Source organism: Stenotrophomonas sp. 10L48 (genome assembly GCF_056395105.1).
In genome coordinates this window covers 80064-95104 of record NZ_JBFTIX010000011.1, presented here as the reverse complement: position 1 = coordinate 95104, position 15041 = coordinate 80064, and the positions used below count along the sequence as shown (strand labels likewise).

At 67.1% G+C, this 15041-nt stretch carries 13 protein-coding genes and 1 pseudogene; 8 read left to right on the top strand and 6 right to left on the bottom strand.

Going from position 1 to position 15041, the window contains the following annotated elements; genetic code table 11:
- Positions 1-58: 58 nt before the first annotated feature.
- Together lptG and lptF are read right to left on the bottom strand one after the other, a co-directional pair.
- Complete coding sequence (lptG, locus tag AC1DCU_RS17445; RefSeq protein WP_025879356.1) at positions 59-1165, bottom strand: LPS export ABC transporter permease LptG; 1107 nt, start codon at positions 1163-1165, stop codon at positions 59-61.
- Positions 1162-2244: an LPS export ABC transporter permease LptF gene (gene lptF, locus AC1DCU_RS17440; protein ID WP_032977254.1), complete on the bottom strand. Its 1083-nt coding sequence runs from the start codon at positions 2242-2244 to the stop codon at positions 1162-1164. The genes lptG and lptF overlap by 4 nt, the downstream gene beginning before the upstream one ends.
- 104 nt (positions 2245-2348) lie before the next feature.
- Here lptF and AC1DCU_RS17435 point away from each other — a divergent pair, with 104 nt between their 5' ends.
- From AC1DCU_RS17435 to AC1DCU_RS17415, 5 genes are all read left to right on the top strand, one after another.
- Complete coding sequence (locus tag AC1DCU_RS17435; protein WP_059065965.1) at positions 2349-3827, top strand: leucyl aminopeptidase; 1479 nt, start codon at positions 2349-2351, stop codon at positions 3825-3827.
- Positions 3828-3924: 97 nt separating this feature from the next.
- Positions 3925-4350 (top strand): DNA polymerase III subunit chi, encoded by a 426-nt coding sequence (locus AC1DCU_RS17430; RefSeq protein WP_442252315.1) that lies wholly within the window; start codon positions 3925-3927, stop codon positions 4348-4350.
- A gap of 19 nt (positions 4351-4369) precedes the next feature.
- Positions 4370-4561, top strand: coding sequence for a YqaE/Pmp3 family membrane protein (locus tag AC1DCU_RS17425; RefSeq protein ID WP_025879360.1), 192 nt, complete (start codon positions 4370-4372; stop codon positions 4559-4561).
- 34 nt (positions 4562-4595) lie between these two features.
- Positions 4596-7439: a valine--tRNA ligase gene (locus tag AC1DCU_RS17420; RefSeq protein ID WP_478014235.1), complete on the top strand. Its 2844-nt coding sequence runs from the start codon at positions 4596-4598 to the stop codon at positions 7437-7439.
- Between the two features lie 129 nt (positions 7440-7568).
- Positions 7569-8390, top strand: a complete 822-nt coding sequence (locus tag AC1DCU_RS17415; protein WP_025879362.1) for an EamA family transporter — start codon at positions 7569-7571, stop codon at positions 8388-8390.
- Between the two features lie 58 nt (positions 8391-8448).
- Here the strand turns inward: AC1DCU_RS17415 and rimI are convergent, their stop codons facing one another.
- The 3 genes from rimI to pssA are packed head-to-tail and all read right to left on the bottom strand — an operon-like array spanning position 8449 to position 10231.
- Complete coding sequence (gene rimI / locus AC1DCU_RS17410) at positions 8449-8946, bottom strand: ribosomal protein S18-alanine N-acetyltransferase (protein WP_032952160.1); 498 nt, start codon at positions 8944-8946, stop codon at positions 8449-8451.
- The gene (locus tag AC1DCU_RS17405) at positions 8943-9455 is read right to left on the bottom strand and encodes a hypothetical protein (RefSeq protein WP_442252313.1); all 513 of its coding nucleotides are present in this window, start codon (positions 9453-9455) and stop codon (positions 8943-8945) included. The genes rimI and AC1DCU_RS17405 overlap by 4 nt, the downstream gene beginning before the upstream one ends.
- Positions 9452-10231: a CDP-diacylglycerol--serine O-phosphatidyltransferase gene (pssA, locus tag AC1DCU_RS17400; protein WP_025879365.1), complete on the bottom strand. Its 780-nt coding sequence runs from the start codon at positions 10229-10231 to the stop codon at positions 9452-9454. The genes AC1DCU_RS17405 and pssA overlap by 4 nt, the downstream gene beginning before the upstream one ends.
- A gap of 80 nt (positions 10232-10311) precedes the next feature.
- Between pssA and AC1DCU_RS17395 the strand changes: the two genes are divergently transcribed.
- The 3 genes and pseudogenes from AC1DCU_RS17395 to AC1DCU_RS17385 all read left to right on the top strand — a co-directional run.
- Positions 10312-10689, top strand: coding sequence for a DUF4124 domain-containing protein (locus AC1DCU_RS17395; protein ID WP_025879366.1), 378 nt, complete (start codon positions 10312-10314; stop codon positions 10687-10689).
- Between the two features lie 618 nt (positions 10690-11307).
- Positions 11308-13011 (top strand): proline--tRNA ligase, encoded by a 1704-nt coding sequence (locus AC1DCU_RS17390; protein WP_478014232.1) that lies wholly within the window; start codon positions 11308-11310, stop codon positions 13009-13011.
- Positions 13012-13232: 221 nt separating this feature from the next.
- Positions 13233-13610, top strand: a pseudogene (locus tag AC1DCU_RS17385) (H-NS histone family protein); the annotation flags it as partial.
- Between the two features lie 138 nt (positions 13611-13748).
- Here the strand turns inward: AC1DCU_RS17385 and AC1DCU_RS17380 are convergent.
- A complete protein-coding gene (locus AC1DCU_RS17380) occupies positions 13749-15008 on the bottom strand; it encodes a threonine/serine exporter family protein (protein ID WP_025878492.1) in 1260 nt (419 codons plus the stop codon).
- Positions 15009-15041 lie beyond the last annotated feature (33 nt).

The following is a 15041-nucleotide window of genomic DNA, read 5'->3' as shown; positions in this document are numbered from 1 at the left end:
GCCCGGCGGACGCGGGATATCGCACACCTTCGCCGGGCGTGGCCCGGCGCTACCGGAATCAGCCCGATTTGCGCCGGAACAACAACCCGGACACGGCCAGCATCACGATCGGCGGCAGCGCATAGGCAATGCGGTAGTCGAACTTGAGCGCACCGGCCATGCGGCCGAAGAACAGCTGCAGCAGCCAGAACGCCAGCGCGAACAGGATGCCCAGGAACAAGCGCTTGCCCATGCCGCCACTGCGCAGCGAACCGAACGCGAACGGCACCGCCGCCAGACACAGCGCCAGCACATTCAACGGATAGAACCAGCGGCTCCAGTACACATCCTCGTAGTCGCGTGCATCCAGCCCGTTGCGCTCGCGGTAGGCGATGCTGGTGCTCAGCTCGGACACGCTGAGGTTGCGCGGCTTGGCGATGCCGGTGGCCAGGGCGCCGGCATCCAGCTTGGAATTCCACGGCTCACGGGCCGCTTCCTGGCGCGTTGCCGAGCGCTCGCCGAAGGTGTCACGGCGCACGCCGGTCAACACCCAGCCATCCTTGTCATGCTCGGCGGTGGCCGCATGGGTCAGCGTACCGATCCGACCCTCTTCGTCGATCTTGTACAGGCGCACGTCACGCAGAATCAGCCGGGTGCCCTTGTCGCCGACCAGCTGTTCTTCGCCACTCTGTGCGTTGAGGAACGTGTCACCTTCACGCGCCCACAGGCCGGAGTAACGCGCCACCGCCATGTCGGTGCCCCACTTGGCACTCATCTTCAGCGAATCGGCGCGGTTCTGGCCCCACGGCCCCAGAGTCTCGGCGCTGATCACCATCAGCCCGGTCAGCAGCGACAGGGCGATCGCCACCGACACGCTCAGGCGCTTGCGCGACAGGCCCAGCGCGCGCAGCGCCGTCAGCTCCGAGGTCGCGGCCAACTGGCCCAGGCCCATCAGCGCGCCGATCACCGCCGCGGTCGGGAACATCGTGTAGGCCCGGCGCGGCACGGTGTACAGCACCCAGGCGGCAGCATGGCCCAACGAATAGCCGTTCTTGCCGATGTCCTTGAACTCACCGGAGAAGGCCATCAGCACGTCCAGGCCCACCAGCACCGCCCAGGTCAGCAGCACGGTACCCAGCACTGCCCGGCCCAGGTACAGATCGAAACGCATCGGTCGCAGCATCATGCGCGGGCTCCCTTCGGGCGGGCCATGCGGCCGTCACGCGCGTACATCCAGATCGCCAGTGCCAGCAGCGGCAGGGTCAGCCACCACAGGCCAAGCGCCGGCGGAATCTGGCCATTGGCGATCCAGCCACTGCCGATGAACATCAGGTTGGTACCGACCATGTAGGCCATCAGGGCCAGCATCATCCGCCCATAGCGCTGCTGGCGCGGCGAACTGCGTCCCAGCGGCACGGTCAGCAGGGCAAAGGCCAGTGCGATCAGCGGCGGCGCCAGGCGACGGTGCAGCTGTGCCTGGGCCTCGGGGCGCTTGTCACCGAACAGCGCGGTGGTCGGCATCAGTTCGGGGTCATCACTCTTGCGGGCCTCACTGCCGTCGGGCAGCGCCACATCGTTGCGGGCGAAGGTCGCCAGGCGGTAGTCCAGTGCGCCGGCCGCCGGCCCTTCCAGCTGGTGGCCATCATCCAGTTCGAGGAAACGCTGGCGGGCGCCTTCGAAGTACATGCGGCCGCTGGCGGCGGACACCACTTCAAGGCGATCCTCCTTCTGCCGCTGCAGGAACACCCGGCCCAGCTGGCTGCCATCGGGCGAGATCGAGGCGACATAGACCACGCCGCCATTGGGCAGCGGGGTGAACCGGCCCGGCTCCAGGCCGGCCATCAGCACGCTGCGGTTGGCGTCCTGCACCATCTGTTCGGCGGTGCGCCCGGCCCAGGGGCCGAGCCACAGCGAACAGGCGCCGACCACCGCGATCACCGGCAGCACCAGCATCAGCAGGGGCTTGAGCAGGCGCCGGGGGCCGACACCGATGGCGGTGATGACCGCCATTTCCGAGTCGCGGTAGAGGCGGGCAATGGCCAGCAGCAGGCCCAGCATCAGCGCCAGCGGCAGGATCAGCGGCATGTAGACGATGAACTGCAGGCCCAGCTGCGAGAACAGCAGCTTGGCCGGCAGCCGCCCGTCGGCGATGTTGCCGAGGATGTCCACCAGCACGCCGCCCACGCTGACCACCAGCAGGACGATCAGGGTAGCCAGGAAACTCTGGACGAAATCGCCCAATAGATAGCGGTCGAGCTTCAACATGGGGCGGTGGTTTAAACTCTCAGGTTCGTTCGCGGTGCCGCCCAGTCTAGCGTCTGGGCGTAAACGGTCCGCGATTGTACGGACTTGCCAATGGAATCTGCTCAATGGCTCTCGAATTCACCCTGAACCACCTCGCTGCGGCTTCGGCCGCCGTTGACTGCATCGTCGTCGGCGCCTATGCCGACCATACCCTGACTGCGTCCGCGCAGGCACTGGATGCTGCAAGCGGTGGCCGCCTGGCCGCCCTGGCCCAGCGCGGCGACCTGTCCGGCAAGACCGGCGCCACCACCCTGCTGCACGACCTGCCGGGCGTGACCGCCCCACGCGTGCTGGTGGTCGGCCTCGGCGATGCCGCCCGATTCGGCGTGCCGCAGTACCTGAAGGCGGTCGGCGATGCCGTGCGCGCGCTGAAGGCCGGCGCTGCCCGCAGCGCACTGTTTACCCTGTCCGAAGTGGCAGTGAAGGACCGCGACGCGGCCTGGGCGATCCGCCAGGCGGTGATCGCCGCCGACCACGCGGCCTACCGCTACACCGCCACCCTGGGCAAGAAGAAGGCCGACGATGCCGGCCTGGCCCAGCTGGCCATCGCCGGTGATGACGCGCAGGCCCTGGCCCAGGGCCAGGCCATCGCCGCCGGTGTCGAGTTCGCCCGCGAGCTGGGCAACCTGCCGCCGAACTACTGCACCCCGGCCTATCTGGCTGAAGTGGGCGTGAAATTCGCCGGCGAGCATGACGGTGCCGAAGCCGAGATCCTCGACGAGACCCAGATGGAAGCGCTGGGCATGGGCTCGCTGCTGGCCGTGGCCCGTGGCTCGGCCAACCGCCCGCGCCTGGTCGTGCTGAAGTGGAGCAATGGCGGCGACGCCAAGCCCTACGTGCTGGTCGGCAAGGGCATCACCTTCGATACCGGTGGCGTCAACCTGAAGACCCAGGGCGGCATCGAAGAGATGAAGTACGACATGTGCGGTGGCGCCAACGTCATCGGCACCTTCGTCGCCGCGGTCAAGGCCAAGCTGCCGTTGAATCTTGTGGTGGTGGTCCCGGCGGTGGAAAACGCCATCGACGGCAATGCCTACCGTCCGTCCGACGTCATCACCTCGATGTCGGGCAAGACCATCGAAGTGGGCAACACCGACGCCGAAGGCCGCCTGATCCTGTGCGACGCACTGACCTACGCGCAGCGCTTCGAGCCGCAGGCGCTGGTCGATGTGGCCACCCTGACCGGTGCCTGCATGGTCGCCCTCGGCCACCAGACCGCAGGCCTGATGAGCAAGCACGACGACCTGGCCAACGAGCTGCTGGCTGCTGGCGAGCAGGTCTTCGACCGCGCCTGGCGCCTGCCGCTGTGGGACGAGTACCAGCCGATGCTGGATTCCAGCTTCGCCGACGTCTACAACATCGGCGGCCGCTGGGCCGGTGCCATCACCGCCGGCTGCTTCCTGTCGCGCTTCGCCGAAGGCCAGCGCTGGGCCCATCTGGACATCGCCGGCGTGGCCAGCGATGAAGGCAAGCGTGGCATGGCCACCGGCCGGCCGGTCGGCCTGCTGAGCCAGTGGTTGCTGGACCAGGTCGCCCGCGCCTGACGCTGTACCTGACCCTGGCCGGCAACCGCCGGCCGGGGCCTCGCCGGTCCAGCCGCCACCCGGCATGGATCGGCACCTGCCTCACCTGGATGCCGCCATGCCCCGCGCCGACTTCTACCTGATCGCCAAGCCCCGTTTCCTGACCGAGCCGTTGCGCCTGGTCTGCGAGCTGGCGCGCAAGGCCAACGACGCCGGGTTGTTCATCCTGGTCCTCGCCCGCGACCAGGCCCAGGCCGAAGAACTTGACGAACTTCTCTGGTCATTCGACGACGATGCCTACATTCCGCACCAGATCGTAGGTGAGGACGTGGACGAGGAAGAAGCCCTGGTACTGATCGCCCCGCCCGGCGGCGAGGCGCCCGTGCGGCCGCTGGTGATCAACCTGCGCGACGAACCCTGGCTGGGCCAGTGCGAGCGCGTGCTGGAAGTGGTCCCGGCCGATCCGGAAGCGCGCGAACCGCTGCGCGAGCGCTGGCGCCAGTACAAGACCGCCGGCTACGACCTGAACAAGCACGACATGTAAGCCCTGCGAGGACCCCTTGATGCGCCTGCTGATCGCCCTGATTCTTCCCTGGCTGTCCTTTTTCACCATCGGCCGGCCGTTTGCCGGCATCGTCTGCCTGATCCTGCAGATCACCCTGATCGGCTGGCTGCCCGCCGCGATCTGGGCTGCCTATTCGGTCAGCCAGTACCACACCGACCAGAAGATCCGGCGCACCCTCGGGTCGCGCTGATCTCCCTTCCCGCCTTGATGACTGGTTCCCCCGCATGACCCAACTCGCCTCCAGCTACGACCCGAAGTCCTTCGAGACCGACCTCTACGAGGCCTGGGAGAAGGCCGGCCATTTCAAGCCGTCCGGCAAGGGCGAGCCGTACACCATCCTGCTGCCGCCGCCGAACGTGACCGGCACCCTGCACATGGGCCATGCCTTCCAGCAGACCCTGATGGATGCGCTGGTGCGCTACCACCGCATGCGCGGCTACGACACGCTGTGGCAGGTCGGTACCGACCACGCCGGCATCGCCACCGAGATGGTGGTCAGCCGCAACCTGGCGCTGGAAGGCAACGGCGAGACCCGCGATTCGCTGGGCCGCGAGGGCTTCATCGGCAAGGTGTGGGAGTGGAAGCAGCAGTCCGGTGACATCATCGAACGGCAGATGCGCCGCCTGGGCACCTCGGCCGACTGGTCGCGCAGCACCTTCACCATGGACCCGCAGCCGTCCGAAGCGGTGATCGAAGCCTTCGTGCGCTGGCACGAACAGGGCCTGATCTACCGTGGCCAGCGCCTGGTCAACTGGGATCCGGTGCTGAAGACGGCGATCTCGGACCTGGAAGTGGAGAGCGCCGAGGAAGAGGGCTTCCTGTGGTCGATCGCCTACCAGCTGGATGAAGGCCTGAGCTACGAGCACGTCGAGCGCGATGCCGACGGCGTCGAGACCCTGCGCGAAACCCGCGATTACCTGGTGGTCGCCACCACCCGCCCGGAAACCCTGCTGGGCGACACCGCGGTGATGGTGCATCCGGAAGACGAGCGTTACCTGCACCTGATCGGCAAGAGCGTGGTGCTGCCGCTGACCGGCCGCCGCGTGCCGGTGATCGCCGATGACTACGTGGACCGTGCGTTCGGTACCGGCGTGGTCAAGGTCACCCCGGCGCATGACTTCAACGATTACCAGGTGGGCGTGCGCCACAGCCTGCCGATGATCAACCTGTTCACGCCGGTGGCCGCGATCAACGACAACGCGCCGGAACGTTTCCAGGGGCTGGACCGTTACGACGCGCGCAAGGCCGTGCTGGCTGAACTGGAAGACCTGGGCATCCTGGTCGAGACCAAGGCACACAAGCTGCAGGTGCCGCGCGGCGACCGTACCGGCCAGGTGATCGAGCCGTACCTGACCGACCAGTGGTTCGTGAAGATGGACGAACTGGCCAAGCGTGGCCTGGAGCTGGTCGAGAACGGCAGCATCTCCTTCGTGCCGCCGAACTGGATCAACACCTACCGCCACTGGATGACCAACATCCAGGATTGGTGCATCAGCCGCCAGCTGTGGTGGGGCCACCGCATTCCCGCATGGTTCGATGCCGCCACCGGCAGCTGCTACGTCGGCCGCAGCGAAGACGAGGTGCGGGCGAAGAACAATCTCGGCAGCGACGTCGTGCTGAGCCAGGAAAGCGACGTGCTGGAGACCTGGTTCTCCTCGCAGCTGTGGCCGTTCTCCACCCTGGGCTGGCCGAACGAGCAGGCGATGGCCGAGCGCGGTTTCGACCGCTACCTGCCGTCGTCGGTGCTGATCACCGGCTTCGACATCATCTTCTTCTGGGTGGCGCGCATGATCATGGCCACCGACAACCTGACCGGGAAGATCCCGTTCAAGGACGTCTACTTCACCGGCCTGATCCGCGACGGCCAGGGCCAGAAGATGTCCAAGAGCAAGGGCAACGTGCTCGACCCGCTGGACATCATCGACGGCATCACCATCGATGATCTGGTGGCCAAGCGCACCGGCGGGCTGATGCAGCCGCGCATGGTCGAGAAGATCGAGAAGGCCACGCGCAAGGAGTTCCCGGACGGGATCGCCGCCCATGGTGCCGATGCGCTGCGTTTCACCATCGCCGCGCTGGCCACCCATGGCCGCGACATCAAGTTCGACATGAACCGCGCCGAGGGCTACAAGAATTTCTGCAACAAGCTGTGGAACGCCAGCCGCTTCACCCTGATGAACACCGAAGGTGCGGCGTTCACCGGCGTGCCGACGCCGCGTACCGATGCCGAGCGCTGGATCCTCTCGCGCCTGGCCGCTACCACCGCCGAAGCGCAGGGTCATTTCGCCGCCTATCGCTTCGACCTGTTGGCGCAGTGCCTGTACGAATTCGCCTGGAACGAGTTCTGCGATTGGTTCCTGGAGCTGAGCAAGCCGGCATTGAACGGCGCCGATGCCGCCGACGCCGACAGCACCCGCCACACCCTGCTGTACGTGCTGGAAGCGCTGCTGCGCCTGCTGCACCCGTTGACCCCGTTCATCACCGAACAGCTGTGGCAGCAGCTGGCACCGCGCCTGGGCCTGGCCGAAACCACGCTGTCGCTGCGGCCGTACCCGACCGCCGCCGAATTCGAGGGCGACTTCACCCAGGCCGAGGCCGACGTGGAATGGTTGAAGGCGGTGATCAGTGCGGTGCGCCGCGTGCGCAGCGAACTGAACGTTGCCCCGTCCAAGCTGGTGCCGCTGCGCCTGCTGGCCGGCCAGGAACATGCCGGGCAGAGCCAGGACCGCGAGCGCATCGAGCGCTTCAGCGCTTCGCTGTCGTTCCTGCTGAAGCTGGACAGCATCCAGTGGCTGGCCGACGCACAGAGTGCGCCGCCGGCCGCCGCCGCGATCGTCGGTGAGCTGAAGCTGCTGGTGCCGCTGGAAGGCCTGGTTGATCTCGATGCCGAGCGCGCGCGCCTGGACAAGGAGATCAAGCGCGTGGAAGGCGAACAGGAGAAGAGCGAGACCAAGCTGGCCAAGTTCTCCGACAAGGTTCCGCCGGCGGTGATCGAGCAGGAACGCGTGCGCCTGGTCGACTGGAACAACCAGCTGGCCGGCCTGCGCGAACAGCGCGCGAAGCTGTAACGCCTCCCGGGTGGGTGCGGACCTTGGTCCGCACCGCTGTGATGTGCCAACCCAGGTTGGCACCTGCCATGCAAAACGATGTGCCGACCAAGGTCGGCACCCCCCCCTGTCTTTTGGCATCATCGCTTGATGCCGCTTTCCATCTTCCTGCTGGTCCTCGCCGCCGCCGCACTGCACGCCAGCTGGAACGCGATCGTCAAACGCGGGCCGGACAAGTTCCTCGGCACGGTGCTGGTCACCGGCAGCGCTGCACTGCTGTCGGCCATCGCCCTGCCCCTGCTGCCCATGCCCACCGCCGCAAGCTGGCCATGGCTGGCCGTCTCGGCGCTGCTGCAGGTGACCTACTACGCGTTGGTCGCACGCTGCTACCAACAGGTCGACATGAGCCTGGCGTATCCGATGATGCGTGGTTGCGCGCCCATCCTCGTTGCGCTGGCCGGCGCCGTGCTCGGCGAACGCCTGCCGCCGTCGGCCTGGCTCGGTGTCCTTCTGGTGAGTGGCGGCATCCTGTGCATGGCCCGCGGCGCACGTGGCGGTCAGCTGCGGCTGCCGTTGCTGACGGCGGCGATGATCGCCACCTACACCCTGGTCGATGCGCAGGGTGCGCGACTGTCCGGCAATGCGCTGAGCTACACGTTGTGGCTGTTCCTGCTGTCGGGCATTCCGTTGCCGTTGTGGGCGCTGCATCGGCAGCGCGGCAAGCTGCTGGCGTATGCGCGCCAGCACTGGCCGCTGGGCGTGGCCGGCGGCATCGGTACCACCGCCTCGTATGCGATGGCGCTGTGGGCGATGACCCAGGTGCCGGTGGCAATGGTGTCGGCGCTGCGCGAATCGTCGATCCTGTTCGCGCTGCTGATCTCGGTGTTCCTGCTGCGCGAGCGGGTACCGCGTGCACGCTGGGTGGCGGCCGCGCTGATCGTGGCTGGCGTGCTGGCGCTGCGGTTGGCGTAAACAACGCATCGGTAGCGCCGGGCCATGCCCGGCGAGCGCAGCGGCCACGCGACGCCGATTACAGCGGCGGCATTGTCTCCAGCTCGCCGTCCACCAGCTCGATCGCCATCACCAGCGCATCTTCGCGCCCCTGCGCAGCAGGGTAGTAGCGGGGACGCCGGCCGATCTCGTTGAAGCCTTCGCTGTGATACAGCGCCAGCGCCGGGGTATTGGACGGACGCACTTCCAGGAATACCCGCTGCGCGCCTCGATCACCGGCCAGGCGGACCAGCGCACGCAGCAACTGGCGGCCGAGCCCACGCGACTGCACCAGCGGATCGATGCAGATGTTCAGCACATGTGCTTCATCGGCAGCGAGGCTGAGCACGCCATAGCCGATCAACAGGCCATCGCGCTCCATGGCCAGGCCGGGGTAACCGGCACGCAGGCAATCCAGGAAAATGCCGCGGGTCCAGGGATAGGGATAGCCACGCACTTCGATGGCCATCACCGCGTTGAGATCGCTCTCGCGCAGCGCACGCAGCGCCACCGGGCCGGGCTGGCTGACCGCACTCATGCGGTTCCGCCCTTGCGCAGCGCGCGCAGCTGCGGCCACAACTCGCGCTTGGCTGCGGGGTCGCGACGCAGTTGCTCCAGCGGCCAGCTGTCCATCAGTGCCTGGGTGGCGGGGTCGTTGGGATTGCAGCCCGAGGCACGCAACAGCGCGATCTGCAGGCGGTCAGGCAGGCGCACCAGCGGCTGGCGCGCGTTGCCGGTGGGCAGCGGACGGGCCGCAGCCGGGACGGTGTCCGGCGCCGCTACCGGCACGGCAGTGCGTGGTGGCGCGCGCTCGAGCCGAGGCTCCGGCGCCGCGCCACGCTGGCTGGGTGCGTGCTGCATCGAAGGTGGAGCCGCGCGCGTCGCCTCGACCGGCACGGGTGCCGATGCTGCGGCTTCAGCCACGCTCAGCTGCAGTGCCGCGTCCATTTCGGCGGCCAACTGGCCGTCGTGATAGACGGTGTAGCCCATGGCCTGCAGCCACGCCTGCTGGGCCGGGGACCACAACACGGGCAGGTCCTGGCTCACGCCGCCTCGGGCTTCTTGCGCAGGCGCTGCACGCCCCACATCACCGGGCCTGACAGGGCGTACAGGATGCCGACGACGAACAGCACGCGGGGCAGGTCGATCACCGCGATGGCGATGGCGATCGGCACCAGTGCCAGCACCAGGAACGGGACACGGTCCGAGCGCGCGCCCTGCTTGGCCGCGCCGCCCTTGAAGCTCCAGAAGCGGATGCGGCTGACCATCAACAGTGCGGCGACCAGGGTCACCGCCAACGCCACGAAGCGCAGCTCGTTGCCGTTCCAGCCCAGCGTGCCATCGGCGAAGGCCCAGACGAAGGACATCATCAGGCCAGCGGCAGCCGGACTGGCCAGGCCAACGAACCAGCGCTTGTCGACAACGGCCACCTGGGTATTGAAGCGCGCCAGGCGCAGCGCCGCGCAGGCGGCGTACAGGAACGCCACCGCCCAGCCGAGGCGACCGACCAGTTCACCGTCGTATTTCAGTTCCGACAGGGACCAGTGATACATCACCAGTGCGGGCGCCATGCCGAAGCTGACCAGATCGGCCAGCGAGTCGTACTGCACGCCGAACTCGCTGCTGGTGCCGGTCAGGCGCGCGACACGGCCATCGAGGCCGTCCATCACCGCCGCCACGAACACGGCGATGCTGGCGTTGACGAAATCCCCGTTGGCCGCGGCGATGATGGCGTAGAAGCCAGAGAACAGCCCAGCCGTGGTGAACAGGTTGGGCAGCAGGTAAATCGTGCGCGAGCGCGGCGGCGGTGTGATCGGGTCCATGGAATCCAGTTTAATCGACTTGCCAGCGGTCGGCGCCAATGCTGCAATCGGCGTTCTACGCCCATTCTGCGGAGTTTGCCATGCGTGCCCTGTCCTGCCTGGGTTGCCTGCTGCTGTTGGCCAGTACCACTGCGCTGGCCGGCCCTGTCTACAAGTGGAAGGATGCCAAGGGCGTGACCCAGTATTCGGAAACGCCGCCGGCCGGGGCAAAGTATGAGACGCGTGCCCAAGCCAGGACAGCGGCGACGGACGCGGCCCCCGAGCCTGCCGCCGCGCCGGTGCCGGAACAATGCAGCACCGCCCGCGCCAACGTGACGCTGCTGGAAGGCACCGGCCCGGTGATGCAGGACACCGATGGCGATGGCAAGGCCGATACCGCGCTTACCCCGGAACAGCGCAGCGCGCAGAAGGGCCTGGCCGAGGCGGCGATCAAGGCGTACTGCCCTCCGGCGGGTTGAGGGGGGATCGGCCGGGCGGCGCCCGGCACCCGCCGAATCAACGTCAACGTCAACGTCAAAAGCGGGCATTCCGTGGGATGACGGGGCGGTGTCGGATTGCGGGGACGCCGTAAACCCATCCGTGGGGGCTTGGCAGCCGCATCCATGCGGCTGACACCCCGCAATCCGACACCGCCCCGTCTTCGACAGTTTCCCGGTGGCCAGTAGATCCACGCCATGCGTGGAGTTCTACGTTCAATTGTCGAAATATTCGATTTCGACGGAGATTCATCCACGCATGGCGCGGATCTTCGTGTCGACCAAGGTCGACACCCACCAAGAGCAGGCCATGCCATAGAGCAGGCCATGCCATCCCGACAGATTGCGGAAATCTGTCGAAGGCGGGGTGGGTCCGGTTGCGGGGGTGTCCGCGGCATGGATGCCGCGGCCAAGCCCCCACGGATGGGTTTACGGCGTCCCCCGCAACCGGACCCACCCCGCCATCCCACAGCAACCCCGCTGTTGCCATTGCCGTTGCTCCAGCCGTTGCCTCTGCGGGTGCCGGGCGCAGCCCGGCCGATACCCCTCCCCCGGCCGGGCTGGCAGAATAGGTATCTCTGCCGTAATCCGAAGCCGACGATGCGCCTCTCCCAGTTCCACCTGCACACCACCAAGGAAACCCCCAGCGACGCCGAGCTGACCAGCCACCGGCTGATGCTGCGCGCGGGCATGATCCGCAAGCTCGCATCCGGCCTGTACACCTGGTCGCCGCTGGGCCTGCGCGTGCTGCGCAAGGTCGAACGCATCGTCCGCGAGGAAATGGACCGAGCCGGTGCCGTGGAATTCCAGATCCCGACCATCCAGCCGAAGGAACTGTGGGAGCAGACCGGCCGCTGGCAGAAATTCGGCCCGCAGCTGCTGAAGATCAAGGACCGCAAGGAACAGACCTTCTGCTACAGCCCCACCGCCGAGGAAGCGGCCTGCGATTTCGCGCGCAGCGAACTGTCCAGCTACAAGCAGCTGCCGGTGAACTTCTACCAGATCCAGACCAAGTTCCGCGACGAGATCCGTCCGCGCTTCGGTGTCATGCGTGCGCGCGAGTTCCTGATGAAGGACGCCTACTCGTTCCACCTGCACGACGAAGACCTCGTGCGTGAGTACGAAAACATGAAGGTGGCCTACAGCCSCATCTTCACCCGCCTGGGCCTGGACTTCCGCATGGTGCAGGCCGATTCCGGCGCGATCGGCGGTGACGCCTCGCAGGAATTCCACGTGATCGCCGACTCCGGTGAGGACGCGCTGGTGTTCTCCACCGGTTCGGACTACGCGGCCAACATGGAAGCGGCCATCGCCGCCGATCCGGCCGCGCGTGCTGCGGCCAGCGAAGCGCTGCGCAAGGTCGAGACCCCGACCCAGAAGACCTGCGAAGACGTCGCCGCGCTGCTGGGCATCGATCTGCAGCGTACGGTGAAGTCGGTGGCGCTGATCGCCGGCGAAGGCGAGGCACAGCAGTTCGTGCTGGCGCTGGTACGTGGCGACCACGAGGTCAACGAAATCAAGCTGGGCAAGGTTGCTGGCCTGGACGAGCAGCGTTTTGCCAGCGAAGCAGAGATCGCCGAATACCTCGGCAGCGTGCCGGGCTTCCTTGGTCCGGTCGCCCCGGCCAAGCCGATCCGCGTGGTCGCCGATCGCGAAGTGGCGGCGATGTCCGACTTCGTCGTCGGTGCCAATGAGGCCGGTTTCCATCTGGCCGGCGTCAACTGGGGCCGCGACCTGGCCGAACCGGAAGTGGCCGATATCCGCAACGTGCGCGCCGGTGATCGTGCGCTGGACGGCGGCGAACTGAAAATCGCCCGCGGCATCGAAGTCGGCCACGTGTTCCAGCTGGGCCGCACCTATGCGAAGGCGCTCGATGCCACCGTGCTGGACGAGAATGGCAAGGCCGCGGTAATGACGATGGGCTGCTACGGCATCGGTATTTCGCGTGTGGTCGCCGCAGCCATCGAGCAGAACCACGATGACGCCGGCATCATCTGGCCCGACGCGATGGCGCCGTGGCAGGTGGTGGTCTGCGTGATCAATCCGAAGGGCGACGCAGGCGTGGCCGATGCAGCTGCAGCTCTGCTGCAGGAGCTGCGCGATGCCGGCCTGGATGCCGCACTGGACGACCGCGGCCTGCGCCCGGGCGCGATGTTTGCCGACATGGAACTGATCGGCATCCCGCACCGCGTGGTGGTCAGCGAGCGCGGCCTGGCCGCAGGCACCTTCGAGTACCGCTCGCGTCGGGCGGCCGAAGCGGAGAGCCTGGACAAGGCCACCCTGCTGCAGCGCCTGCAGGGCTGATCGGAAAAGACCGGGGTATACCCCGGTCTTTTTTTAGCGGCTGGCCGACCCGGGAAAACCGCAACGGACATAATCCGGTCAAAATGGTCGCAACCGGGCCAGCCAGCCGACAGACGGTGACCGCAACTGTTTGTGCTGGGATTAATTCATCATTACTCTGTCCTGCGACGCCACGGACCGGCTCGTCCCTGTCCCTAAATTAGTTTCTGGAGTAATCGTTGATGAGCATCGACCTGACCGGCCTGTCTGCACGTGAGCTGGGCGCATTGATCCGCACAGCCAAGAAGCAGCAGACCATCGTCGCCAAGCGTCGCCCGATCACCAAGGTTCGTGCCCAGCTGAGCAAGCTGGCCAAGACCGAGGGTTACACCATCGAGGAACTGTTCGGTGGTGAACCCGCACCGCGCGCGCGCAAGGTCGCCAAGACCACCAAGGCCCCGTCCAAGGCTGCCGGCCGCAAGCTGGGCAAGGTTGCGCCGAAGTACCGCAACCCGGCCAACCCGAAGGAAACCTGGACCGGTCGTGGCAAGCAGCCGCGCTGGATGGCCGAGCTGACCGCCAAGGGCAGCAAGAAGCCGGAAGATTTCCTGATCAAGAAGGCCTGAGGCCAGCTGCAGCAGGAATGAAAAACGCCGGCGAAAGCCGGCGTTTTTTTTGGGGGTAGCGCCGGGCCATGCCCGGAGAGCGCAGCGGTTGGTTTCCCGATCCGCCGGGCATGGCCCGGCGCTACTGCCTGGTCACAGCGTCTTGCGCGCCGGCATCAACAGGTTGCCGAACAGCAGGCCGGCGACCAGCGCCATCACCACGTTCAACACGGTCAGGAACACGCTCTGGCCGGCGCCCACGTCCTGTTGCTGGACCAGGGTCAGCACGCCGCGCAGGCTGGTGCTGCCGGGCACCATCATGATGATGCCCGGCAGGCGGATGATCGCACCGGGGCGGCCGACCACGCGCCCGAACAGGTTGCCGCCGGCGGTCAGCAGCATCGCCGACAGGAAGATGCCGGCGGGCGTACCCCAGGCATGACCACCAAATTTGGAGATCGCGTAACCGGCCACCGAGGCGGCGATCACCCACGGATAGTCGCGGCGGTTGGCCTTGAACAACATCGCAAAGGCGAACGCCGCCGTCAGCAGCGAGCCCCACTCCACCCACGGCCCCTGTGGCCGCGAGGCACGGATCATCGGGTCCAGCCCCAGCACATCGGCCAGGGTCACCGCGATCATCGCGCCGACACTGAGCTTCATGATCGTGGTCAACGCGCCGGCAAAGCGCGCGGTGCCGGACACCCAGTGCTGGCTGGCCAGTTCATTGACCGCATTGGTCAGTGACATGCCCGGCAGCAGCACCACCAGCGAGGCGATGATCACCGTGTTGAGATTCAGGGCACCCACGAACGTGGCAACCACGGTGGCGACAAGGCCGGCCAGCAGCGCCGCCAGCGCTTCGGCCGCTTCCCGGCTGGCCGGGCGCTTGTCGGTGACCATGCCGAGCAGGCCGATCAACAGGCCGATGACGCCGGCGGTGGCGATGTCCAGCCACGGCAGCTTCCACATGCCCGCCACGCCGGCCGCACCGAGGGTGAAGGACAGGATGGTGCGCAGCTTGCCGCGCCGGCCCGGATCCTTGTCCAGCTGGCGCAGCGCGGTGTGGCCTTGGGCAATGCTCATGCGGCCATTGGCCACTTCTTCGGCGATCCCGTCAGCCACGCTGAGCTTGTGCAGGTCGTTCTCGCCGGGCGCCAAGCGGATCACCCGGGTGATGTCGCTGGAGCCAATGGCCTGCGCCGGATCGCTGAAACTGAGGATGATGCCGGTGGGGTTCGACCACGGTTCACAATCCAGATCGAGCTGCCGGGCCAAGGCAACCACCGCCGCTTCCAGGCGCTGGGCCGTTGTGCCGTAGCTGTGCAGGCGGCCGGCGATCTCGGAAACGAAGGCCACGCGCTGCGCGTAGGTGGCCTGGGGCGTGGGGATCGTGTGAGCGTCTGCGGACATGCGCCGTAGTATTACCTACGTCAGGCTCCGCTG

Coding starts and splice junctions, on each gene's coding strand:
- lptG (WP_025879356.1), bottom strand. CDS start 1,165: ATGATGCTGCGACCGATGCGTTTCGATCTGTACCTGGGCCGGGCAGTG.
- lptF (WP_032977254.1), bottom strand. CDS start 2,244: ATGTTGAAGCTCGACCGCTATCTATTGGGCGATTTCGTCCAGAGTTTC.
- AC1DCU_RS17435 (WP_059065965.1), top strand. CDS start 2,349: ATGGCTCTCGAATTCACCCTGAACCACCTCGCTGCGGCTTCGGCCGCC.
- AC1DCU_RS17430 (WP_442252315.1), top strand. CDS start 3,925: ATGCCCCGCGCCGACTTCTACCTGATCGCCAAGCCCCGTTTCCTGACC.
- AC1DCU_RS17425 (WP_025879360.1), top strand. CDS start 4,370: ATGCGCCTGCTGATCGCCCTGATTCTTCCCTGGCTGTCCTTTTTCACC.
- AC1DCU_RS17420 (WP_478014235.1), top strand. CDS start 4,596: ATGACCCAACTCGCCTCCAGCTACGACCCGAAGTCCTTCGAGACCGAC.
- AC1DCU_RS17415 (WP_025879362.1), top strand. CDS start 7,569: ATGCCGCTTTCCATCTTCCTGCTGGTCCTCGCCGCCGCCGCACTGCAC.
- rimI (WP_032952160.1), bottom strand. CDS start 8,946: ATGAGTGCGGTCAGCCAGCCCGGCCCGGTGGCGCTGCGTGCGCTGCGC.
- pssA (WP_025879365.1), bottom strand. CDS start 10,231: ATGGACCCGATCACACCGCCGCCGCGCTCGCGCACGATTTACCTGCTG.
- AC1DCU_RS17395 (WP_025879366.1), top strand. CDS start 10,312: ATGCGTGCCCTGTCCTGCCTGGGTTGCCTGCTGCTGTTGGCCAGTACC.
- AC1DCU_RS17380 (WP_025878492.1), bottom strand. CDS start 15,008: ATGTCCGCAGACGCTCACACGATCCCCACGCCCCAGGCCACCTACGCG.